The 24,150-nt window shown below is 43.1% G+C and carries 16 protein-coding genes; 7 read left to right on the top strand and 9 right to left on the bottom strand.

Annotated features, from left to right (window positions below):
- Positions 1-14 precede the first annotated feature (14 nt).
- Both C5749_RS15640 and C5749_RS15635 read left to right on the top strand, forming a co-directional pair.
- On the top strand, positions 15-1,469 hold the full coding sequence (locus C5749_RS15640) for a BNR-4 repeat-containing protein (protein ID WP_105727176.1): 1,455 nt from the start codon (positions 15-17) through the stop codon (positions 1,467-1,469).
- Between the two features lie 17 nt (positions 1,470-1,486).
- A complete protein-coding gene (locus tag C5749_RS15635; RefSeq protein WP_146113771.1) occupies positions 1,487-3,457 on the top strand; it encodes a ligand-binding sensor domain-containing protein in 1,971 nt (656 codons plus the stop codon).
- Positions 3,458-3,459: 2 nt separating this feature from the next.
- Here C5749_RS15635 and C5749_RS15630 read toward each other — a convergent pair whose 3' ends face one another.
- From C5749_RS15630 to C5749_RS15610, 5 genes are read right to left on the bottom strand one after another with little or no spacing between them, the layout of a single operon-like run.
- Complete coding sequence (locus tag C5749_RS15630) at positions 3,460-5,025, bottom strand: SLC5 family protein (RefSeq protein WP_105727174.1); 1,566 nt, start codon at positions 5,023-5,025, stop codon at positions 3,460-3,462.
- Entirely contained in the window at positions 5,006-6,400 is a 1,395-nt protein-coding gene (locus tag C5749_RS15625) for a hypothetical protein (RefSeq protein ID WP_105727173.1), read from the bottom strand. The genes C5749_RS15630 and C5749_RS15625 overlap by 20 nt, the downstream gene beginning before the upstream one ends.
- A gap of 1 nt (position 6,401) precedes the next feature.
- Positions 6,402-7,169, bottom strand: coding sequence for an SDR family NAD(P)-dependent oxidoreductase (locus C5749_RS15620; RefSeq protein WP_105727172.1), 768 nt, complete (start codon positions 7,167-7,169; stop codon positions 6,402-6,404).
- Positions 7,170-7,178: 9 nt separating this feature from the next.
- Positions 7,179-8,357, bottom strand: a complete 1,179-nt coding sequence (dgoD, locus tag C5749_RS15615; protein WP_105727171.1) for a galactonate dehydratase — start codon at positions 8,355-8,357, stop codon at positions 7,179-7,181.
- 6 nt (positions 8,358-8,363) lie between these two features.
- A complete protein-coding gene (locus C5749_RS15610; RefSeq protein ID WP_105727170.1) occupies positions 8,364-9,692 on the bottom strand; it encodes an aspartate aminotransferase family protein in 1,329 nt (442 codons plus the stop codon).
- Positions 9,693-9,849: 157 nt separating this feature from the next.
- Between C5749_RS15610 and C5749_RS15605 the strand changes: the two genes are divergently transcribed.
- Positions 9,850-10,650: an SMP-30/gluconolactonase/LRE family protein gene (locus tag C5749_RS15605; RefSeq protein ID WP_105727169.1), complete on the top strand. Its 801-nt coding sequence runs from the start codon at positions 9,850-9,852 to the stop codon at positions 10,648-10,650.
- A gap of 32 nt (positions 10,651-10,682) precedes the next feature.
- Here the strand turns inward: C5749_RS15605 and C5749_RS15600 are convergent, their stop codons facing one another.
- From C5749_RS15600 to C5749_RS15585, 4 genes are read right to left on the bottom strand one after another with little or no spacing between them, the layout of a single operon-like run.
- A complete protein-coding gene (locus C5749_RS15600) occupies positions 10,683-11,321 on the bottom strand; it encodes a GntR family transcriptional regulator (protein WP_105727168.1) in 639 nt (212 codons plus the stop codon).
- Between the two features lie 24 nt (positions 11,322-11,345).
- Positions 11,346-14,069: a hypothetical protein gene (locus C5749_RS15595; RefSeq protein WP_105727167.1), complete on the bottom strand. Its 2,724-nt coding sequence runs from the start codon at positions 14,067-14,069 to the stop codon at positions 11,346-11,348.
- Between the two features lie 48 nt (positions 14,070-14,117).
- A complete protein-coding gene (locus tag C5749_RS15590) occupies positions 14,118-15,740 on the bottom strand; it encodes a RagB/SusD family nutrient uptake outer membrane protein (RefSeq protein ID WP_181151486.1) in 1,623 nt (540 codons plus the stop codon).
- Positions 15,741-15,750: 10 nt separating this feature from the next.
- Entirely contained in the window at positions 15,751-18,870 is a 3,120-nt protein-coding gene (locus C5749_RS15585; protein ID WP_105727165.1) for a SusC/RagA family TonB-linked outer membrane protein, read from the bottom strand.
- 499 nt (positions 18,871-19,369) lie between these two features.
- Between C5749_RS15585 and C5749_RS15580 the strand changes: the two genes are divergently transcribed.
- The 4 genes from C5749_RS15580 to C5749_RS15565 are packed head-to-tail and all read left to right on the top strand — an operon-like array spanning position 19,370 to position 24,139.
- Entirely contained in the window at positions 19,370-20,800 is a 1,431-nt protein-coding gene (locus C5749_RS15580) for a PQQ-dependent sugar dehydrogenase (RefSeq protein WP_245893809.1), read from the top strand.
- 6 nt (positions 20,801-20,806) lie between these two features.
- Positions 20,807-22,039 (top strand): Nramp family divalent metal transporter, encoded by a 1,233-nt coding sequence (locus C5749_RS15575; RefSeq protein WP_105727163.1) that lies wholly within the window; start codon positions 20,807-20,809, stop codon positions 22,037-22,039.
- Between the two features lie 10 nt (positions 22,040-22,049).
- Positions 22,050-23,072: an NAD-dependent epimerase/dehydratase family protein gene (locus tag C5749_RS15570; protein ID WP_105727162.1), complete on the top strand. Its 1,023-nt coding sequence runs from the start codon at positions 22,050-22,052 to the stop codon at positions 23,070-23,072.
- Complete coding sequence (locus tag C5749_RS15565; RefSeq protein WP_105727161.1) at positions 23,072-24,139, top strand: dihydrodipicolinate synthase family protein; 1,068 nt, start codon at positions 23,072-23,074, stop codon at positions 24,137-24,139. The genes C5749_RS15570 and C5749_RS15565 overlap by 1 nt, the downstream gene beginning before the upstream one ends.
- Positions 24,140-24,150: the final 11 nt, after the last annotated feature.

Here is a 24,150-nt window from a genome sequence, read left to right as displayed (position 1 = left end):
AAAAAGATTTTGGTATGCGTATTTTTTTGTTTCTTTCCACCCTGTTCTTAAGGTACCATATTTCCTTTGCCCAAGAAGTAGAAACCTTAAACATTCCAGACGTCGGCTATCGTGGTATATGGTACAGCAATCAGCCTTCTGGAGATCAATATGTATATAAGTACAGTGGAGGCCTGGGAACATACCCGGCGAACCACTACCCTTTTTCGGTATATGTAGAAAAGGCTAACAAAACATTCTTTTGTTACGGAGGAACAGATAAAGAGGGGAAAACCTTGCTGCATATGGTCTCTTATTATGACCATGAAACCCGTATGGTACCTCGCCCTACCATTGTCTTGGATAAACAAACAGATAATGCTCACGACAACCCAGTTATGAATGTGGATGACGAAGGATACATATGGTTATTTTCTACGTCAAACGGCACCAACCGGCCTTCGTTTATCCATCGAAGTGTGCACCCCTATGATATTACGGCTTTTGAACTGGTACAACCCATCAAGATAGTTGATGGTACTCCCCTACCCCTCGACAATTTCTCTTATCTGCAAAGCTGGTATCAAAAGGGCAAAGGATTTTTGAACCTATTTACGCATTACGATGTCAACGTGGTGCCTGATCAACCGGATAAAATACGTCGTACCATTAGCTTCATGCGCAGTAAAGATGGAGTATCTTACGGTACATGGAACGACATTGCTTTCATTGAAGAAGGACATTATCAAACAAGTGGACACGCAGGCGACAGTATTATCGGCACCACGTTCAACTACCATCCGTATAAAGTCGGTGAAAGTGGTCTCAACTACCGAACCAATCTGTACTATTTGGAGACCAAGGATTTTGGAGAGACTTGGCAGACAGCCGATGGTACCGTCGTTTCCTTACCTATTGATGCTGTCGACCACCTAGCGTTGGTAAAAGACTATGCGCAGAAGAGGCTTAATGTGTACATTAATGATCTGACTTACGACCAACAAGGTTATCCGGTTATCCTCTATGTGACGAGTAAAGGGTACCGTTCTGGCCCTGTAAGTGGTAAGCGGAAGTGGTACACGACACGGTATACAGGTCAAGATTGGGTTACCCGACGGGTAACATTCTCCGACAACAATTATGATATGGGGTCACTTTATATCGATCATGAAGGAATTTGGCGTATTGTTGGCCCAACGGATAAAGGACCTCAGCACTATAATACCGGAGGAGAGATGGTCATGTGGACAAGTCTCGATCAAGGCAAACGCTGGCAGAAGAAAAAGCTAACGGAAAAAAGTAAATATAATCATACGTATGCAAGACGTCCAGTAAATGTACATCCGGATTTTTATGCCTTTTGGGCCGACGGCCATGGACGGAAAAAATCTATTTCCAGACTTTATTTTGCCGATAAGCAAGGAAACGTCTATCGCTTACCTTTCGACATGGAAGACGATTTTGCATTTCCCGAACGAATAAACCCTTAATATTATAACGTATCATCATGAACAAAACAAGATGGCTTTCTTCAACGAAACGGATGCAACATCTGTACTTCACGATGTTCCTCTGTATGATGCAGCCGTTGATGGCGCAAAAGGGAAAATTGGAGAATTTAGGCCCTCAATTGAATGCTGCAATGATTCAAGGCAGTATGTTTGTTACAGACAGTAAAGGGAATGACTGGCTATATACAGTCGTTCGAGGTGAACCTGCTCATTTGCTTGGATACGATTTGAACAGTAAAGCGTTAACGATCGACTTATCGCTACCGCACACCGACGGCGCCTGGGATATGGTGAGTACAGACAACGATGTGCTGTATATTCCAGGTGCCAATGGTGCACTTTTCAAACACCTAATCGGTAGTCCGACCGTCGAAGATTTAGGTAAAGTACTTCCCGGTCAAACTTATGTTTGGAACCTCGCTGTTGGGAAAGATGGAGAAGTATTTGGTGCGACCTATCCCGGTTGTAGGGTTTTCCGTTATCATCCCCGCACGGGCTTCTCTGATGTAGGAGAAGGCCCGCTTGTATCGGGTGAAAATTATGTCCGAAGTTTGGTTTACCATGAGGATACCGACAAGTTGTACGCCGGGATAGGTTCACGAGCCCATCTCTTAGAACTGGATCCGCGTACAGGCAAAACCCGGAGCTTATTGCCTCCTGATTATCAAAACAAAGAGTTTGTTTATAGTCTGCAGCTTCTCCCTAATATCGAGGGCGGCGACCGTTTGCTCGTATTGCTGACATCTGGCCGTGAGACGCTGCTATACAATCTCCGTACCCATACCGTAGAACAGGTGATCAAAGGAATGGATCTGAAAGCAGTGGCTATCGATATCAACAGGCACATTTATTATACAAGTTCAGGTGAACTTCGCTTCTTTGACCCAAAACAATCGGCGGAGAAAGCAAAGCGATTGCTTGGGGAGGTTGGAAGTGCTAATGCTTTTCGGATGAAAGACGAGGTACTTTATATGTTAAATGCTGAGGGAGAATTATGGAGTTACAATACGGTCAGTGAAAAGGCGACAAAGGATAAACTTCCGATTTCTAGCCAACCGATACCTATCCAATCGATACACGCGGGTCCAGATGGTAGCATATGGACGGGAGGCTATCTGGCGGGTGGACATGCGGCGTACAATCCCGAAACAGGCGTAACAACGGAATACAAGGGGTTGGAGCAAACAGAAGGGATGGCAACCATGGGGAAGCATATTTTTTTTGGGATTTATCCTAAAGGTGGAATATATCGTTTTGACACGGGTAAACCCTGGGATCTGGAAGCCGACAACCCAGTAAAACTGGGAGCTATCGAAGGACAAAGCCGTCCTTTTGCCATCACAGAGGCCAAAGGCCATCAAAAGATGTTCTTTGGCTTGATACCGGAATATGGAAAGCTTGGCGGAGCACTACTGGAATTTGACACCTTGAAAAACACCTTGCTCTCGCACGGGATTCCCATAGCAGAGCAAGCTATTAGTAGCTTGCTCTATTCAAAAGGCAAACTGTGGATAGGAACGACGATTTCGGGTGGATTGGGCGTAAAACCAAATACGAAAGAAGGAATTGTTTTCTGCTGGGATATCGATCACGCCGAGGTTGTCTATCAATTTGTCCCCATACCGGGTGCACCAGCAATTACCGGATTAACCGAAGGGCCTGATGGTTGTCTCTGGGGTGTTGCCGGGGGGAAATTATTTATCTTCGATCAACAAAAAAAACAGCTTATAAATATCTACGACCTATATGAACAGGGACCTATGGGGACCCATATATGGCGCAGTGCTTTTATCGTTGTTCATCCATCGGGAGATGTATATGGTACAGTAAATAATCAATTATTTAAGGTAGATGCGCAAACGAAGGAGGTTACCTATTTACACGAAGGGGCCGGGCTTTTGGTCATGGATCCTCACGGACATTTGTATTTTCGGAACCATACAGACTTATGGCGATATAAGCCATAAGTCTAAAAATATCTAACATAAAAATACAGTACCAATACTGTGATGATTAACCACCAAAGTGTCGGATTACGCACTCCGCGGTTCTGTATCTTTTCGACTTCGGAAAGCTGAAAGCTCCCTTTCGTTAGCACCAAGTGATGTAAGCGTGCCTTTGAAACGGCCGGGGTAAATAAACTAACGACAACGCATGTCATCATGCATGCCCAAAATACAATACCCGTTCTATTAAAAAAAGGCATATCGGGGAATGCAAATTCCATTGCCAATGATAAAGGTATTGTCAACAACCCGGCAGCTAATGCGCCCTGAGAAGTTGTGCGTTTCCAGAATACACCCATGAGGAACATCGTCGCGATACCCGGGGTAAAAAGTCCATATAGATTCATGAGATACAGGAATACCGGTTTGTCTGAATAGCCAATCAGGATAACGGCACTTAAGATCCCCAATACGATAATAGCCACACCCGAACGTTTGCCAAATCGCACAGCTTCTGCGTCTGTCGCATTTTTGTTTATGTATTGATTATAAACATCTACTGTCAATATCGTCGTGCATGAATTTATGGCTCCTGAAATGTGCGACATGATTGCCGATATTAATCCGGCCATCACCAGTCCTACCAATCCCTTTGGCAACAGGGTTTCTACCAATGTAGCAAACAGCAAATCCGGCTGATCGAGCGGTGGTAAGAATTTAGGTGCGACCAGCGCGGGAATAGTAATAATTAAAGGCACTAGGAATTTAAGATAATCCCCAAAGATGACTCCCATTTTTCCATGCCACTCATTTTTCGCTGCCAACACACGCTGTACAATAAATTGGTTTGTTGCACAATAAAATATGCTGATACACAGTAGCCCGCCTAGATACATGGTCCACGGGAAATCCGGATCGGAAGCGGGATAAAACATCTTCCAATCTTGTGACGATTCTACTACCGTCTGAAACCCTCCGGCGGCATTTATCGTCGCAAACGTGAGCACAACCCCACCAAGCACCAATATCACAAGCTGCACCATCTCTGTCCAGATCACTGCTCGCAAGCCTCCCAATACCGTGTATAACCCCGTTAAAACGGCCATTCCGAAAATACTATGTAGAATAGGGATCCCAAACAGGGCGTGTAGCGAAAGCCCGCCTAGATAAAGTACCGCTCCGATCTCGACAAATACGTACGTAAACAGGATTAAAATAGCATATAAAACACGTGTCGCATTTCCGAATCGTTTTTCTAGATATTCGGGAATCGTATAAAACCCATTTCGAATATAAAAAGGCAAAAATACCCACAATAAGGCGTTAAAACCGATCAATATCGCTCCCCATTCCAACGTAATGGCCACAAATCCGCGGCTATAAGCGGCCCCCATCGCCCCTACTAGATGGTGACTACTAATATTTGCTGCGATAATACTGCCTCCGATCATCCACCAGGGGAGTTTGTCTCCTGCTAAAAAGTAATCCCGTTTTGAAGTGGAGGCATGTTTCGAAGCATACAACCCCAACAATACGATACCGACAATATATACAACAAATATGGTGATGTCAATCCATTCCAGTTTCATACGCTAGCAGTTTTAAGATTGCTTTTTGTGTTTCTTCTATCAATATTTCCAAACTACCGCAGTCGTAGGGACTCTGCCATACCGCGTAAATATCTTTTTCATACAACTCTTTCGGCGCGAGGTAACCTACATAACCATTTGCGATATTGACAAAGGCAATACAGTGATTAGGGAATGCTTTTCTTATTTCCATCTGGTAAACGGAATAGGCTTCATTTGCCTGTGCCACCAAAATGGCATTACCCATTTTCCAGATCCAAACGGGTATCTTTGCCGTCGGTTGATCGCCTATCGTTTTTCTGGTGTTGTATTTTCGCCAAAGCCTATCTTTTAATACCCTATCCTTACATTGCTGATATTCCGCCAAGATCGACGCTGCGCTACCCAACTTTTTATAAGGCACTTGCACTTGTAAGACTACTTTCTTAAAATCGACAGGGGTATGTTCATCTTTGAATTTCCAACAGGCTAGAGGTGCACCGGAAATCAGTGCTTTATCATACACCCAATTCTGTTCTCCATTACCCATTTGTGTCAACGTCGCCAGCACAGCATACCCCAACTGCCTGCCGTTCGCTTCCACAAGTTTTGGGTCCTTGACATATTGTTTTTTTGGTGCAAGATCTCCGGAAGCACCTTGCAAAAAGAGACAGGGCACATGGAGATCCCGCTCGATCGTTACCCGTAACTCGCCCACAAAATCCGGTGATAGCAATTCGTTTTCATGTGCAAAGCTTGTTGGATGGCAAGCATAATTACAGATTACCCCTCGCAAGATATTGGAAGTATCACGTAATTGCCCTACCAACAATGTATGGTCCGGCTTTTCGATGGGATTGAAACCAATCAAGTAGTCGTCTCCAACCTGCAGATCACGATTACACGCTAAATCACAAACACCATATCCCCAAGTCAGTCGGCCATCAAATATCGCTAACTTCGCTTCTGCTATGCAGGCAATTGCCTCGTCTTTTAAAAAATCAAGATAAGGTGCGATAAAAGCTCCTCCTGGCCGGTCCTCGTCCGTCGAACAAATACTTGGTCCGGCATGCGTGTGCGAAAGTGCCAGTATCAAATCCGTCTCTTCCAAGTTAAAACGCGCCAGTAATGCCTGTCGAAGTCGCTTCTCATCATCTGCATTTTTCCACCAACCGAGATCTGCGGTCAAGACAATAGCTACCTGCCCTTCCGCCGACTCGGTATATAAGCATTGCATCAAAAGTTCTTGATGTATTCCGATGGCTTGGTCAAATTTTGCTGCGCCCCAATTTCGTGTATAAATACCAATAGGAGGTGTTATATTCCGTGTCCCCAATCCAAATCGTGCTCCTAGGCCAGCGTAAACATCCCGTAAACTGTCTTTCTTTGCTATCATATTAGGGTCTGATTAAGGATAGTCCACCATCCAATACGATGGATGCACCTGTCAAATGTTTACAATGTGACGAACACATCCATAATACTTGCTGCGCAATTTCATTGGCTTCCAATATCGTACGCAAGGGAACGGTAGCCACTGCTTTTTCGTGTAAATCAGGGTTTTCAGCCCAAACGACTTTACTTAGCCCCGCATTTACATAACCCGGTGCAATTTCATTCACCCGGATACCATATGGCGCATATTCCAGTGCCATGGATTGGCACAGCATGCGAATAGCTGCTTTTGAAACACTATATGCAGGAAGATTTTTATGAACCGCGTGAGCCGCCCAACTTCCCAAAAACACAATATTGCCCGATATGTTGTCTTCCACAAAGTATTTAGCACAAGTATTTGCCATAAAAAAGGAGCCGTGGAGATTAACCTCCATCTCCGCTTTCCATTCTTCATGCTCCAGTACTCGATAATCTTTAAGCGTGACGCGGGCGGCATTTGGAATACAGATGGATATCGCCCCGAAACGTTCCCGGCAATTTGATAACCAAGCATCTACCTGATTGGGATTGGTTACATCGACTTGTTCATAATGCAGGTTTGCTGTCGAAGACGCCAGCAATGTCCATTTCTCATAGGCCGTCGAGAGATCGAATTGATCCCCAGCACAAACTATTGCTCCGCTATCTAAAAACGCTAGCGCTAGCGCTTGACCGATATCACCTAAACCGCCACTGATTACGATTACTTTATTCTTATATTCCTGCATATCTTAAGTTTACCAATCGCCTACACTTCCATCCTTATAAAAAGTACGCTGCAAAATCTCTTGTTGGAAAGGATGTTTTTTCACTTCTTCCTCATTGATCTCGATACCTAGCCCCGGTTTCTTGTTAGGTAATACAATACGGCCTTTTCCCTGCACGGTAAACCCTTCGGAAACCACATCTTGACGCCACTCTACATCCTTATGTACACTTTCACATATAATATAAGAAGGCGTAGCAAAGCCCAACTCTATCGACGCTGCCGTACTAACAGGTCCTTGCGGATTGTGTGGTGCCATAGAAACACGATATGCTTCAGCTAACGCACCAATCTTACGGGCTTCAGAAAGTCCGCCACAATGCGTGATATCTGGTTGAATGACACTGACGGCACGTTTTTCCAACATGTCCCGAAACGCGTGGACACCTATTAACCGTTCACCCGACGCGATGGGTGTGCTCACCGCTCGCTGTATGAGTGAGATATCTTCCATCGTTTCCGGCCAACATGGCTCTTCAAAGAAATACAAGCCATAAGGCTCTAATGCTTTCGCAAACTGCAATCCCATCCGTGGGCTTGGGCGGGCGTGGCAATCCACCATAATATCGATATCATCCCCAACGGCCTCTCGCATTGCTCCAACGCAAGCCTCAGCATACTTAATCGGACGGAGCCCTTCCAACGACATGGTTTCAGGTACGGCCATCGATTTAAAGGCTGTAAATCCTTCCTCCACTGCCTGAAGTGCCAGGTCACCAAATCGCTTCGCATCATCTGGCGCAGTTTCGTAAAAATCTTCCATACGTCCTCCGCCCAAATGACAATAGAGCCTGATATAATCACGTACGCGTCCACCCCACAGTTCATGACAAGGCACGTTGTGAATCTTACCCAAAATATCCCATAGGGCAATATCAATTCCGCTGATGGCAGTTCCCCGAACAACCCCGTTGCCATGCCAAAAATGCTGACGGTACATCATTTGCCATAAATGCTCGATACGTCGCGGGTCTTCGCCGATTAATAGTTGTGATAAATCTTTAATTGCGCCGACCACACTTTGGGTGTGCCATTCTAACGTAGCCTCTCCCCAACCCCATAATCCAGGTTGGTCTGTCATGACCTTAACAAAAATCCAATTTCGCATGCGGGCATGACATACTAGCGTTTCAATTGCTGTAATTTTCATCGTTCGCTATAAGTTTTTAATGACACGTTCAGTTGCTTCCAACGTTCTGTTAATATCATCTGCTGTATGGGCAAAGGATATACTTCCTTGCTTAATCGCCGAAGGGAAATTAAATATACCCTCTTGAATCAATTTTTTACGGTATCGCAAATCCAGTTCAAAATTGTGATGATCTAAAATATCGTGAAAATTGACAGGTGCGTGGTCCATAAAATATGTACAAAAAGCAGAGCCTTGACGGGCTACATAAAACGGTATGCCCAATTTAGGAAATATTTCGTTATAACCCGCTTCTAATTGCTCTCCCAACCGTTCTACATGTGCATAGACCTGATGCGCCGCACTACCAAGTTTTCGTAGCGTAGCTATTGCCGCAGCAGTGGTCAACGGAAAGGCATTAAAAGTACCCGCAATCATCACCCGTTTTTCCTTATCCGGATGGACAAAATAATCCATATACTCCTTTTTACCGGCAATGACACCTAAAGGATAGCCATTCGCCACCGCTTTCCCAAATGTCGAAAGATCAGGCTCAACGCCACATAAAGACTGGTAACCTCCAAGTGCATGTCTGAATCCGGTTTTCACCTCGTCAAAAATCAATAAAAACCCGAGTTCGTCTGCCATTTCCCGAAGTCCTTCCAGATAGCCAGCAAGCGGCTTTACAATCCCTACATTCTGAAGAATAGGTTCCAAAAGTACACAGGCAACTTCATGTTTTCCAATGACATTGCGAATGCTCTCTAAGTCGTTAAAATTAACCACATGGATTAAATCACTGTGATTTTTAGGTACGCCGGCACTCAACGCGTCGAAAGGATACTCCTCTCCTATACGCATAGGACCTACATCTTCTTTTCGGCTGATAACATTACAGGCGACATCGTTGTGCCACCCATTGTAACCGCCTTGCATCACAATAACATGATCCCTGCCAGTAACCGCCCGGGCAATTCGTATAGCATGATAGGTCGCTTCGGAGCCCGTGGTTGTTATTTGCATACTCGCCGCATTGGGCACTGAAGAGCAAAAAAGCTCGGCAAACTCTCCTTCTAACAAGGTAGGCCCCGCTCCCATCAATACCTGGTGCTCTTGCAGTGTTTTTAACACCGCTGCATTTACATCTGGATCATTGTGCCCCAAAAAAGAAGCGGCAAATCCCGCTTGATAATCGATGTAACTGTTCCCATCAATATCTGTTACTTTACTGCCCAATCCTTTTACAAAACAAATATTCGGATCAGATTTCCGGTTTAAAGACACTACCCCTCCCGGTATCCATTCTGAATTTTTCCGCAGGATGGCGGACGATTTTTCATTTTCTAGCATGCTCATTTTACTCTTTACTATTATTATTTTTTATAATTGGACAATTTATGATGTCAATAAATATGATTTAAGTTAGTGAAAACATAATATCAATCCTTATTTTTTATGTATACTAATTTATGATATTTTTGTATACATTTAAAATAAATTTTAAAATAATTTCATGCACATAGTAATTGAAGGTTTAAATTTTCCGGAAGGCCCTGCGTTCGATGCAACAGGCGGGCTGTGGTTAGTCGAAAAAAATGCCGGAAACCTGGTTTACTATCGTCATCAGCAGTATTCGCGGATCTTCGTGGACGGCCATCCAAACGGAATTGCTATCGATCCACAAGGGAAAGTATGGTTTTGCGACGCAAAGCAAAACAGCATTCGCCAATATGACCCCTTGAGCGGCGAATGTGTAACACTGGCACATCAAATAGCGAGGGTTCCCCTCAAAATGCCGAACGATCTCTGTTTTGACCCTAGCGGGAACCTTCTTTTTACCTGTCCGGGAAGCGATCTTACAGACGGAGAGGGCTACATCTGCTGCTTATCCAAAGAAGGTGTCTTAAAAAAAGTGCATACTGGAATGTTCTATTGTAATGGACTAGCTTTTGGAAGAAATAGTGCGCATCTCTTTGTAGCAGAAACAGGTACAAAATGGATTTGGAAAATGACTTGGAATTCCCATACACATACGGTTAATCGGGCTAAAAAGTTTGTTTACGTCGGTGGCGACGTGGGACCTGACGGCATAGCAGTAGACCAAAATGGATTGCTGTATGTTGCCCTATACGGCTCTGGAAAAATAGCCGTATTACATCCCGATGGAAGGCTTGTTAACGAAATCGACATAATTGGCAAAAATCCGACTAATTGTGCTTTGGATCCGCTAGGGAAACACGGAGTTTTCATTACAGAGGCCGAAAAAGGCACGTTATTGCAATGGGAAACCACCAAAAAAGGCTTATTGTGGTGACAACAAGCCTTTTTATTTTTTCCCTTCGAAGATTACATCCACTCCAATGCGGCCTGCTCCCCTCTATCTAAATGATGAACCAGTGTATTATACGCTTTTTCCCAATTACCTGCTTTAAGTGCTTCCACCAATGCCCTGTGCTCTGTATCCGTATCTTTATAGTCTTCCATCTGTCCCATAATGGCACCCAACTTCATATGAAACAAAGGGATGTTACTGTTTTTATAAATATTGATTAATCTAGAATTATCCGTACCCTCCATAATTTTTTCGTGAAACTTCACATCAGCTTCACAAGCCCCACCATAATATCCTTTATTGACCATATCCGTAAAATCGTCACAGATCAACTCCAAATCCTTCACCAACTGCTTGTTCTTTTTTTTAAATAGGAGTTTTAAAGCCCCGACTTCGAGCAGCTCTCGCAATTCTCGGATCTCCTTCACATCTTCAGCGGTCATATCTTTTACAAAACACCCCCCCTTTTCTCCGAACTCCACCAAACTTTCTCCGGCCAGCCGCATAAAAGCTTCCCGGACAGCTACTCTGCTTACGGCTAATTTTTCTGCCCACGCACTTTCCACTAAACGAGCTCCCCCCGCTAATTGACTTGACAAGATTTTTTTACGCACTTCCGTATAGACCTTGTGGGCAAGCGAATCTTCCTTCATATTGTATACAATTTATTCAACAAACTAATACGCTCCTTCCTGAGCTCCATACTCTCTCACTGGTTCTAGTCGAATAATCCCGGCAGTTGACTTCCAACTGATCGTATGATTGTCCTTCATAATATTCAGGTTAAAGCTACTATTTTTTACGGTATTTTTTACATTCCAGAATCCCTGTTTTAGTCCTACGAGAATAATTTCATATTCCTGATCTTCGGGAATAACTAGCTGAATCGATTCATCTAAATACCGGTCAGCTTTTGCCATAACAACAATCCGGTTGGCAAGTTTAAAAAGATAATAACTTTCCGCTTCCACAAATTCTACTGGAAGCTTAGCTTCCGATTCTTCTGCCATTTGAAATACAGTGACATAACTAATGTGTGTATTTTTTTTCTTCGGACGAACCATAATACGTGTACCCTTTGCCTCCGGCCAACGCGATTTTACTTGGTAAAGATCCCCAAATACATAAGCAGAAGAATCGCCACCATGCAAAATAACGTCACGGTCCGTTGCTTTTGGTTTTAGCATATCGACATAAGTGGTACCGGATTTACCTTGAAATTTACTTGTCAACATAAATCCTGTCGGATGGACCGTTGGTTTTTCCAATGTATTAATTTGCCAATAGGATTCAAATTCTGCACGGTTCGTCTCTAATTCATCTAAGAGAATAATAGCAGCAGGAACGTCTTTACGATTAAGGTTCAAGAATAGAAAGCTCTTACCATACGATTTGACTTTTGCTGAATACGCGGCCGTTAAGTCGACATTGAAAAAACTATAACTTGGACGGATAGGATCTGGACCGAATGCCGATGCACGTACTTCCCCGGTATGGTACCAAGAATCATGCAAAACCTCATCTACTGTTCGTGGAAAACGTTGGCTAAAACGCGTTCCGCCATCATTTGTTTTTGTACGGAACAATAACGGTTCATTGGGATCACGTACTAACATCATGCTGTGCGCGGCTGAACGCTTATTAAAATTAAAGTCATAGGGAGAACCATAGGAAAGGTAAAGTCCTAAATCGCCCACTTGAATACCGTGATGGTATATCTGTAATGCTCCCGCATCGGCATGTTGATGATTTCCGAAATGATATCCCCCTCCTTTTATCTCTGCAATGACATTCCCGCTTTCTTTTTCAGTACTCCAGCCTGTACGCGCTATCATAGATCCCAAAATCTTACCGAAATCTTTTGTTAACGGAAGCGAGGTCAAATCGTGGTCTGGCATTAAATTCGGATCATTCAATAGCAAAAATAACACTGGATTACCTGACAAACCTCCTTGCTTATAGAATTCGCCTTTGATGATCCGATCACCTGAAAAAGCGTAGCATAGTAACATGGTTTGCGGATTTTTCCAATAGAACCCTTCACCATCCGAATATTGCACATTGAACATATCGCCATCTCGCAGCATTTTACCGTCCGGTGTACGCATATACAACCAGTAATCGGTCATATTCTTGATATTATCGTCAAATACCGAATACCCCAACATCCGGTAATATAGCCATACGGCATGCATCTCCCAACCAAACCTATAACCACCATAATCGATTCCCTGATTATGTCTGGGGGATTGGTATTCGAATTTACGCATAGGCACCAGCTGCTCTAATACAGTATAGGAAACATACCTATAGTGTTCTGGTTCCTCATCGTATACCGCTATACTCCAGGACAACATATCCCGACAGATCTGCGCTTCATTCCCATGCCCATTGATAATACTTTCCAACCCATAGAAAGGCGGCCAGCCGATCTCCATATCCCGAACAAGACGCATTAAATCTTTTCTTAAAGCAGCTTTAGCATCGAAGTCGATAAGCGAATAACACCAGTCGTATACCAGGGCACCCGTATAAATCGCCCGACCTAACTCTCTCGTAATATCTCCATAACGCACATTCCCAAACTCCAAAACCGACAGATACTTAGCCATCAAACCAACAGCTTCCTTACCTATGGCTTCATCTTCCGTCATTAAATAATAGAAAGCTTTCTTTTCGATCACCTGCTCCAACTTCTCGTCATAAAATATCTCCTTCTCCGGATCGACATCAAATGGATAAGGTGACAGGGCAACCGTTTTTATATCCTCCCAAGCTTGCGTGTGTTCTGACGCCCGTAACCTCTCGCGCACGATTGGCAAACTTTCGCTGTTCACCCATAGTCTCGGCCTCTCTTTACTAGGCAGTACCTTAGGCACATATTCTTCCGCTTCCCGAGGTGCGGAAGGTGGCACATATGGCTTCACACGGATAGTACTCAAAATCAAGCTATTTGGAAGCCAAATTTTTAATTTTTGCTTTTTGTTTGTTATCTCAAATCTGCCCAGTTCTTGTTTACTGCCTCTATGACTGTCGTAGACAATCCGTTTCGTAAGCCGTGTCGAACCTAATTGGAAATAAGCATAACGTGTTAATCTCCCCGTGCTATCTTCTTTTTTCAACCGCTCCATATCTTCAGGGAGAGCGTCTGTCTCCAATACATACCAACCGGCTTCGGGCACTATAATACCTACCTCTATGTCCGCTGGTCGATTTGGATAACCTTCATCAACCTGCGCACGAAGTGTTACACCTTGTTGTTTATCTGTTTTTCTAACAACTGCGGTTTTTTTATTTACCTTTTCCTTATGCAAAGGAATCACAGTGGTAGGTTCCTCCTGTCCATTAGACAACAGTACATACAGCAGAAACGGGAATATTAAAACAAACCTACTAACCATTCTTCTTACAGCAAGAATTTATAAAATTAAATAAAAGGGAGTAGTTTTCTACTCCCAGCCTGGATTTTGCGTCAAACTTGGGTTCAGATCTCTCTCTGAAATCGGAATTGGCCATAAATAATAGCGATCCGGAAATCCTCTTTGCCGTATTTGTACGCCCGTAAATTCCGTCATCCATACCTTATCGACCACATCTTTGGCAATGCCCCAGCGTCGTATATCAGAATAGCGCTGACCTTCACCACATAGCTCCACCATGCGTTCATGCCGTATCCTTTCCCGCATTTGTTCTTTGGTCAAACCAACGGGTAGATTCGGCATACCTACACTTGGACGGCTACGCACCGCATTTACCGCATTATATACGCTTTGATCCGGTGAGCCCAACGCCTCATTTTGTGCTTCTGCATACATAAGTATTACGTCTGCCAGACGGATAAGCGGAAAGTTCTGCGGCATATTATCCTGCAAAGTATAAACGGAACCTGTTTCTACAAATTTTCGCCAAGCATAGCTTCCATTCGTCCAGATCGGCACATAAGCATTCGGAGCGTTGCCATCGACCGGAAACCGGTAGAGATATTCCACCCCTCCCCTTCCGACGAACGTCGACCATGGTACCACGATCCCTTGATGCATACGCGGATCACGATTTTCAAACAATTTCCGCACGGATGCTCCGTCATGCCAGTCACTGGCATTATTCGGATTGAATGGTCCCCCATTTGCATTCTGAAAATTTGCAAAGTCAAACGGTGTTCCGTCTACCATTTCATAAGCATTGACCAATTTAGGGGTAGGTCGTGTACGCTGCGAACCACTTGTTGGCCCCATGGCGTTTCCATAGTTACGATCTGTTGCGATACCATGCCCCTGTTCGGCGATATATTGTACGTCAAAAATAACTTCACTATTATTATTGCCCGCTACGCGGAATAAAGTATGGTAGTCTGGAAGCAATGATCGATCGCTATTTTCCATGAGGTATTTGAAATCTGCCGCTGCCTTTTCATACTCCTTTGCCCATAGATGCGCTTTTCCGCGCATGGCCAATGCCGCCCATTTAGTTGCCCGACCTTTATTGGACTGATCATAACTCTCCGGCAATAGTTCATACGCACTCGTCATATCCTTCACGATAAATTCGTATACTTCTCTATCCGTATTACGTGGCTCATAAGCTTGATCGACATTGATCGGATAATCATATAAAGGCACACCTCCAAAATAATCCCATAATTTAAAATAGAAATATCCGCGGAGAAACGTAGCTTCACCCAATACGCGATTTTTTGTAGTTTCGCTCATTTGGATAGATGGTACTTGCTGCAATACCGTATTTGCCCTATAGATACCTTTATAAAAGATACCCCAAGAAGTGGAATAAAATCCTGCATCAGCAGGAAATAAGCCCGTAGTCAACCCAGTAGCCCAGGATTGATAGGAGATATCTGTAAAGTCGTCCATCATCCCATAAATAACGATGCTATTTACAAATTCACGGTTGGCGTGATAGATCGCATTTACCCCCATAATGGCATCATCCTCCGATTTCCAGAAATCACCTTCAGATAGGCCGACCAATGAGTTTCTATCCAGAAAATCACTACAAGATCCCAGCATACAAACAGTCATTGTTGCCAGTATCATATTGTATATCTTTTTCATCATGACTTTTCTTTTAAAATGTAACATTTAAACCAATTACCCATTGTTTCATGAGCGGATAAGCCACTGCTGCGTTTTCTGGATTGTACCCTTCAAAATTTGTAAATGTGAAGAAGTTTTCCAGATTTGCATATAACCTTAGCCGATCCACCGAGAATTTGGATGTCGTGGTTTTTGGCAATGCGTAACCAAACTGCAATGACTTAATTCTGAAAAAGGATGTGCTATGCAACCAATAATCGCTGTTTACGGCATTCAACGCTGACCCCGAAGTACGTAAGCGCGGATATTCCGTAGATTTATTTTCCTCCGTCCAGCGATTTAGAATTTCTTCACGCTGCAAGAAGCCTTCATTGATATTAAATGTGTTAAAACCGTCATTACCCCAATACTGCCGTACACCGCCGATACCCTGACCGACAACATTCAAGTCAAAACCTTTATAAGCAACACCGAAATTTAATCCATAGGTGACCTTGGGGAGTGCAGAATAATCTTTCACGACGCGATCTTCTTCATTGAAGTTCTTATCGCCATTTATATCCTTATACAGCATATCTCCCGGTTGCGGACGACCTCCTACATACGCGCCGAACGTGTAACCGTCATCAATTAAAGCTTGAATTTCTGTTTCGTCCTGTAATATCCTATCAAATTCCAACAAATAGAAACTATTGAAAGGGTTTCCCTCCTGGGTAATGGTCGGACCACTGATAGATCGGTCGCCATTGAATTTTGTCACTTCATTCTTGTTGGTGGAGAGGTTAGCACTTACATTGTATGACAGATCCGCACCAACGTTTCCTCTATAGCCGACTTGAAATTCCAATCCTCTATTTTTCATTTCGGCAATGTTCTGCCATGGCGGCGCAAAATTTCCCAAAATCAATGGAATAGGGATTTTGGTTAGAATGTCAGAAGTTGTTTTATCAAAGTATTCCGCTGTCAATGTCAATCTATTTTGTAACATCGTCAAATCCAATCCGATATTAGCAATGGTGGTTGTTTCCCATTTGATTCTGCTGTTTGCCAGCTCCACCGGGCCCACGCCTTGTGGGAGTTGGCCACCAAACGGATAAAGATAAGATCCGTAGACCACTTGCCAGGTATAATCCCCGATTCTATTATTTCCGAGCGAACCCCATGAACCTCTTATTTTCACATCGTCAAACACGGTCTTCAAGGGACTTGCAAAGGATTCTTCCAATATTCGCCAGCCTGCAGAGAACGATGGAAAAAATCCCCATCTATTTTCTGGCGAGAATCTGGATGAGCCATCATAACGGGCATTGGCTTCAAAAAGATATTTACCTTTGTAATCATAATTCACTCGTCCAAAATAAGATTGCAAAGCATCGTCTGTTCCTGATCCTCTGATATATTCCATATTGGCTGCGGCATCCATGATATAAATGGCGTCGTCTCCTAAAACATCATTCTTTCTGGCATTAAACAGATCCATGCGATTATATTGCTGATCAAAACCCAACAACACGGAAAGGTTATGGCTATCATCAAAGGATTCTGTATAGCGCAAAAGAGTATTCAACACAGTAGAGTAATCCCTACGACTACCATTGAACAGACCGTCAATAGCTGGCCTTAGTGGATATTGAAAATCGGTTTGTAAATTCCAAAGGGAGTATGGTCTTGAGTACTCCCAGTTTCGGTCATTCCCATAGTTAAAACCAAAACTACTCTCCCATTCCAAATTCTTCAGCAAATTAACAATACCGAAGAATTTCATCCCTAAACGCTGTCTTTCGTAATTTCCCCGTATATTATCCACATACGCCCGGGGGTTGTTACCTGGCGGCAAATCAGGGAACATTTCACCTCCGTAGCGCCCATCTTCATAACGAGGAATCACGCCCGGTGTCGTGTTCCGTATATTGTTAAAAAAACTGGCTACATCAAGCGGATCTCTGTCAGACCAGGTACCAAACACATTCCCCCCTAAGGTCAGGAAATTTTTAACCTTAGCATCCGCGTTGATACGAAAATTATACCTTTTATAAGTAGAGTTATCGATGACCCCCTTATTATCCAGATATCCCAGTGACATCGCAAAGTTTCCTCTTTGACCGCCTCCTCGCATGGAAACATTATGCTCTGTCAATAAGGAACTATTTAGCATTTCATCGTACCAATCGGTATTCGGATATAAGGGGTTACCGGCAGCCGATTCTTTTCGCCATTGACCGATTAAATCGACACTATATTTATCCCGCCCTTCGGATTCATTTACCAATTCCATGTGCGTCGCCATATCGGTGATAAATGCAATATCTTTTGCAGTATTCTGCTGCCCCATATACCCGTTATAAGTGACCGTAAAATTCCCCTCACTACCGCGTCTGGTTGTAACCAAAATAACACCATTAGCCGCTCGTGATCCGTAAATGGCGGCCGAAGAAGCGTCCTTAAGAATCGAAACGTTTTCTACATCATTAGGGTTCACATCGTTTAGCGCTCCTGGCACACCATCGATAACCACTAAAGGCGAAGCATCATTCATTGTCCCCATTCCTCGCACCATTATATTAAAGCCTTCCGCACCAGGAGCAGCAGACGTTTGCGCGATATTTAACCCGGAACTCATACCGACCAAAGCGGACGATAAATTCATCGTTGGGCGACTATCAGTAGCTTCGTCGAATCGTACACTTGACACCGCACCTGTTAGATTTATTTTTTTCTGGCTTCCATATCCCACTACAACGACTTCGTCCAGTGCCGTCTCCGAAGATTGGAGCACAACCATCTGCACATCTTCGCCATTGAGCACCTGATTATTAAATCCAAGCAATCGAAATTGCAATCTGTCAGAAGCTGAACCGTTCAGTTCGAATCGACCTTCTTGATCTGTCACCGCAAAGGCGTCTGTATTTAAATTGCGTACTTCCACACCAGAAAGAGATTGACCGCTGGCATCTGTTACCCGCCCAGTCAGTTGTTGCTGAAAATACATTGGATTTTCGGAAGAGGCATCGGCATGCAACGATAAGGATTTAGAAGCACCAAGTGTTGCTGATGGTGTATTTACCAAAACACCTAATGACATAAAAGGAATACCTATCAAAAGACAATTCCTGTTTACGACATCCCTGATTTTAAACTGCTTTAGTTTCATTGATCGTCAGGTTTAAATGAATAGTTAATTATTTAGTTTCATCTGGTATTAATTAAACGAACCTGCAATAGATTTCTTTCTATTTTTTTAAATTCGCATCATAATGAATACAATAATAGCAATATTATGTATACAACCAAATTATTTTTCTATTTTTTTTATATATTTATTTATAATCCAAATAAACATCACTTAGTTAAGGAATCGTTATTTTGATTAAGCCAAACCGATAACAACTAATATTTGTATACAAAAAATAATGTTTTTTGTATATTAATTTTAAATATTATAGATTTGGTTAAATTAATAAAAATAGAAACACACCATACAAACCAACACACAAAGCAATAACAAAAAAATAAAAGGTATGGGATTTTCTTTTTGTTAGGGGTCTTATTAAAACCAACATATGAAGCCACAAAATATATATATTGGATTCACTACCATAATCTTGTTTCTTTTCTCCTGCAGGCAGGGATCTGAAAAAGAGCTCCCTGTAATGAACAGCATTCAATTGGAGAATAGCATCCTATCATTAACAAAAGAAGCAACAAACCTCAACGTCCCTTGGGATCTACAATATGACCGTATTAACGATGCCATTTTATTTTCCGAGATTGGAGGAGCTATCCGCAGACTCGACATAAAAAGTAAACAGGTTTTATTGATAGATAGCATACCAGATGTTTACCAGCAGCGGACATTAGGCCTATTGGGCATGGCGCTTTATCAACCAGAAAACGAACAGGCCTATCTATACCTTTCCTATACCAGTAAAAAAGATAGTTCAATTTTTTCAAATCTTTATCGTTATAACTATAACCCGACTGGCAGATTATCAAATCCTGTACAGTTATTGCAAATTCCGGGAAATACCGGACATAACGGTTCCCGAATAGTCATATCCCCCGACAAAAAGGTTTATTGGGCTACCGGAGATGCAGCAACAGATACATATGCCCAAGATAGCACATCTCTTAATGGTAAAATACTACGACTTAATCTGGATGGCAGTATCCCAAAGGATAATCCTATTGCCAACAGCTATGTATACGCATGGGGCTTTAGAAACATGCAAGGTTTGACGTATAGCACTGAAGGCATCCTTTACACCTCGGAACATGGTGATGCAATTGAAGATGAAATCAATCTCATCCTTCCACTTAAAAATTATGGCTGGCCACTCGTTGAAGGGACCGTAGATACGGATGAAGAAAAAGCAAAAGTCAAATCATTGGCAATCGAAGAACCGATTAAATCCTGGACACCGGTCATTGCGCCGGCGGGCATCGCCTATTATGGATCAGATGCTATCCCTGAATGGAAAAACAGCTTATTGCTCACGACATTGAAAAATCAGTCACTCCGTGTCCTAACCCTCTCAGACGACGGGCGGGACATTATTGGCGAGCAGATTCTATTTCAAAATATACTCGGTCGATTAAGATCAGTAGTTACTTTACCGAATGGCGACATTTATTTTTGTTCCAGCAATAGGGATTGGAATCCACAAAAGGGGTTTCCAACGCAAGAAGACGATGTGATTTACCGATTACGTATTAGCGATAAGGCCTATGCCCCTATTCTACATGCGCAAATCCCCCAAACACAGCCGGAAGCTAAAGACGGCCAGGCATTATACGAGGCTTATTGTACGTCTTGTCACAAAAGTGACGGTGAGGGGCTTACAAATACGTTCCCGCCACTTGCTAACTCCAAAACCGTCAACGGTGAGGAAAAAGCCCTTCTACAGATTGTCCTACATGGGATGCAGGGGAAAACCATTGAAAGTATCAAATACGAAGGTGTTATGCCAGGTTTTTCTTTCTTAACGGATGCGGAGATCATCACAATAACCAATTATATCCGCATCAACTTTGGCAACCATGCAAGCGAAATCAAATCCACTTCATTAAAATCTCTACGGTAGTCCATCATGGAAAACAACAGCAGTAAAAAAAGGTATTTTTTTAAAACTTGGCTATCCATCTTAGGGCCTGGCATTATTACGGCAGCACTTGTCTTTGGCCCAAGCAAAATGACCATCACTTCCAAAATGGGAACGGATTACGGCCTTTCTCTTTTATGGGTTGTCGCCATCGCCATCTTTTTTATGATGGTGTTCACCGATATGGGTACCAGAATTGGGATAGCTCGAAACGAAACACTATTGACCTTAATTCGCCATAAATTTGGCAAGATTGCCGCTATTGTTATTGGTTTAGGCATCTTCCTGGTCGCCACATCTTTCCAATCGGGAAATGCGACAGGAGTTTCCATAGCCATTGCTGAAGGCACGGATACAAACCCCAAGTTTTGGATTGCGGTTTTTAATGTTATTGGCATTACTTTATTATTCTTCAAATCTTTCTACGCAATCCTAGAGAAATTGATGTTGGCACTCATTATATTAATGTTATTCGCTTTTTTATCTACAGCCATCATCGTACAGCCACCAATACTTTCTTTGATAGGGGGTTTTATACCGTCCGTTCCTCCGGCCTCTCTAGGCTTGATCATCGCATTTATCGCTTCATGTTTCTCGGTGGTCGGTGCGTTTTACCAAAGTTATCTTGTCCAAGCACGTCGGAAATTATCGAATAAGCCACAAGATGCGGATCGCCAGTTACTTGGCAGTCGCGTCGGTATTTTCATCTTAGGTATTATGAGCGCGGCCGTTATGATAGCTGCCGCCAATACACTCCATCCGTTAGGCATTCAATTAAATTCAGCCACGGACATGGGGAAAGCTTTGGAGCCACTGTTAGGGACGTATGCCTCACATCTATTCTTTGTCGGACTATTTGGCGGATCTTTTTCTTCTTTGATAGGAAATGCCGTATTAGGAGGTTCACTACTGGGTGATACTTTCGGCTATGGTAATAATCTCGATCACCCTATGGTGAAATTCTTCATTTCGCTTGTGATGATTTTTGGTTCTATCATCGCCTTGGTATTCGGCAATCTGCCATTGGAACTGATTGTTTTCGCACAAAGTATCACCATATTTCTCGTTCCATTTATTGGAACACTTATGTTCTTAATCGCAAATGACGAAAAAATTATGGGTATTCATCGGAATAAACCCCTTATCAAAGCATGGGCAATGCTTGGGTTACTTATGCTCATCACACTGGCCATCAGTAACGCACAAAATCTGTTAACATAAAGCGACACATATGCATTACGAAAATTTAAAACAATTTGAACAAGATCTCCTAGCACCTTCTGCAGATTTGATTGCCGACATACAGAAAATCCAGGGTGATATTATGTTTTTGGGTATCGGAGGCAAAATGGGGCCTAGTATGGCAACATTAGCGGTACGGGCGATACAGGCTGCAGGAATCCAAAAAAGAGTTATAGGTGTTTCTCGATTTTCGGATAAGAACGTAGAACAATCTTTGAATATACTGGGAATCGAAACAATTGCATGTGACCTGCTAGATCAAGGTCAGCTACAAAAACTCCCACAAGTGCCTAACATTATCTATTTAGCGGGACATAAATTTGGCACAACAGGTAATGAAAACTTTACTTGGGCCATGAACACCTTTTTACCGGGAATGGTTGCCTGCCATTTCAAAACGTCAAATATTGTTGCTTTTTCTTCGGGTAACGTATTGCCCTTTGTTCCGGTGACAGATGGCGGTGTTTCGGAAGAAATAACACCAGAACCCATTGGAGAGTATGCACAATCCTGCCTTGGTCGGGAACGTATATTCGAGTACTTCTCAAAAAAGAACGGAACGCCCACATTGATTTATCGGCTGAACTATGCCGTTGATTTTCGCTACGGTGTATTGGTGGAAATTGCAAAAGCTGTCAAAGAGCAACGTCCGATTGATTTAACTAGCCAAAATGTCAATGTGATTTGGCAAGGTGATGCCAACGAGATTGCTTTGCGTTCACTCTTACATTGTGCATCACCTGCCAAGGTATTAAATATTACCGGACCGGAAATATTATCCACACGTTGGATTGCAGAGCGTTTTGGCGAACATTTCGGCATCACACCAACTTTTGTGAATCAGGCTACGGAAACCGCGTTGCTCAATAATGCATCGGAATGCCATCGACTCTTTGGGTACCCAAAGACAACCATCCGTGAAGCTATTGACATCACAGCAAAATGGCTCCTCGAAGGCGGTGATTTATGGAATAAGGACACACATTTTCAAGAAAGGAAGGGAAAATTCTAATGAAACAATTAGCAGCAGAACTTATAAAACACTTATGGAATGGCACGGTCATTCCTGCTCACCCGTTGGCATTAAATGAAGACCGAACCATAGACGAATACCACCAACGCCTTTTAACACAATACTATATAGCCAGTGGCGCAGGTGGTATTGCCGTAGCCGTGCACTCTACGCAGTTTGAAATCCGCGATCCGGAGATAGACCTCTTCGAAACGGTTTTAAAATGGGCGAGCGAGGAGGTAGAAAAAGTTGGCTTACACCGACCATTTGTTAAGATAGCCGGCATTTGCGGCCCGACAGAACAAGCTGTTCAAGAAGCATATACAGCTATCCAATACGGCTATGATATCGGGCTATTGAGTATGGGCGGACTACAGGACTGGACAGAATCGGCTATACTGGAAAGAGTCCGGGAGGTAGCCGCCATTATTCCGGTATTTGGCTTTTACCTACAACCTTCCGTTGGCGGACGTATTTTCAGTTATACGTTCTGGAGTGAATTTGTAAAAATCGAAAATGTTGTTGCTATCAAATGCGCTTCTTTCAACCGTTACCAAACGCTCGATGTGATGCGTGCGTTAGCCAACTCCGGCCGTCACGACAAAATTGCTATGTATACAGGAAATGATGACAATATCGTTAACGATTTAATGACGACATATCGTTTTCCGGTAGGCGACGAACAGGTTTCCCTTGATTTTAAAGGAGGATTGTTAGGGCATTGGGCCGTATGGACAAACAAAGCGGTATCGTTGTTGGAAGAAATAAAGGAGCATAAAAAGAATCCTCAAAATCAAACGGCAAACTCGTTATTAAGTAAAGCTATCGTCATCACGGATAGTAATGCCGCTTTTTTCGATTCGGCACATAGTTTTCATGGCTGCATTCCAGGTATCCATGAGGTACTTCGTCGGCAAGGATTGATGAAAGGCATCTGGTGTCTTAACCCGAACGAGGCACTTTCGCCTGGACAAAAAGAAGAAATCGATCGGGTGTATAGGGATTATCCAGAATTAAATGATGACGTCTTCGTCGCAGATTTTCTGCATAAAAATCATCATTTATAAAAAAGTGACTA

Origin of the sequence: Sphingobacterium gobiense, assembly GCF_002980575.1 — a bacterium.
GTDB lineage: Bacteria > Bacteroidota > Bacteroidia > Sphingobacteriales > Sphingobacteriaceae > Sphingobacterium > Sphingobacterium gobiense.
This window is presented reverse-complemented; position numbering and strand designations above follow the sequence as displayed.

What these genes read in the sequence shown, in the direction of transcription:
- C5749_RS15640 (WP_105727176.1), top strand. Translation starts at nt 15, where the DNA reads ATGCGTATTTTTTTGTTTCTTTCCACCCTGTTCTTAAGGTACCATATT.
- C5749_RS15635 (WP_146113771.1), top strand. Translation starts at nt 1,487, where the DNA reads ATGAACAAAACAAGATGGCTTTCTTCAACGAAACGGATGCAACATCTG.
- C5749_RS15630 (WP_105727174.1), bottom strand. Translation starts at nt 5,025, where the DNA reads ATGAAACTGGAATGGATTGACATCACCATATTTGTTGTATATATTGTC.
- C5749_RS15625 (WP_105727173.1), bottom strand. Translation starts at nt 6,400, where the DNA reads ATGATAGCAAAGAAAGACAGTTTACGGGATGTTTACGCTGGCCTAGGA.
- C5749_RS15620 (WP_105727172.1), bottom strand. Translation starts at nt 7,169, where the DNA reads ATGCAGGAATATAAGAATAAAGTAATCGTAATCAGTGGCGGTTTAGGT.
- dgoD (WP_105727171.1), bottom strand. Translation starts at nt 8,357, where the DNA reads ATGAAAATTACAGCAATTGAAACGCTAGTATGTCATGCCCGCATGCGA.
- C5749_RS15610 (WP_105727170.1), bottom strand. Translation starts at nt 9,692, where the DNA reads ATGAGCATGCTAGAAAATGAAAAATCGTCCGCCATCCTGCGGAAAAAT.
- C5749_RS15605 (WP_105727169.1), top strand. Translation starts at nt 9,850, where the DNA reads ATGCACATAGTAATTGAAGGTTTAAATTTTCCGGAAGGCCCTGCGTTC.
- C5749_RS15600 (WP_105727168.1), bottom strand. Translation starts at nt 11,321, where the DNA reads ATGAAGGAAGATTCGCTTGCCCACAAGGTCTATACGGAAGTGCGTAAA.
- C5749_RS15595 (WP_105727167.1), bottom strand. Translation starts at nt 14,069, where the DNA reads ATGGTTAGTAGGTTTGTTTTAATATTCCCGTTTCTGCTGTATGTACTG.
- C5749_RS15590 (WP_181151486.1), bottom strand. Translation starts at nt 15,740, where the DNA reads ATGATGAAAAAGATATACAATATGATACTGGCAACAATGACTGTTTGT.
- C5749_RS15585 (WP_105727165.1), bottom strand. Translation starts at nt 18,870, where the DNA reads ATGAAACTAAAGCAGTTTAAAATCAGGGATGTCGTAAACAGGAATTGT.
- C5749_RS15580 (WP_245893809.1), top strand. Translation starts at nt 19,370, where the DNA reads ATGAACAGCATTCAATTGGAGAATAGCATCCTATCATTAACAAAAGAA.
- C5749_RS15575 (WP_105727163.1), top strand. Translation starts at nt 20,807, where the DNA reads ATGGAAAACAACAGCAGTAAAAAAAGGTATTTTTTTAAAACTTGGCTA.
- C5749_RS15570 (WP_105727162.1), top strand. Translation starts at nt 22,050, where the DNA reads ATGCATTACGAAAATTTAAAACAATTTGAACAAGATCTCCTAGCACCT.
- C5749_RS15565 (WP_105727161.1), top strand. Translation starts at nt 23,072, where the DNA reads ATGAAACAATTAGCAGCAGAACTTATAAAACACTTATGGAATGGCACG.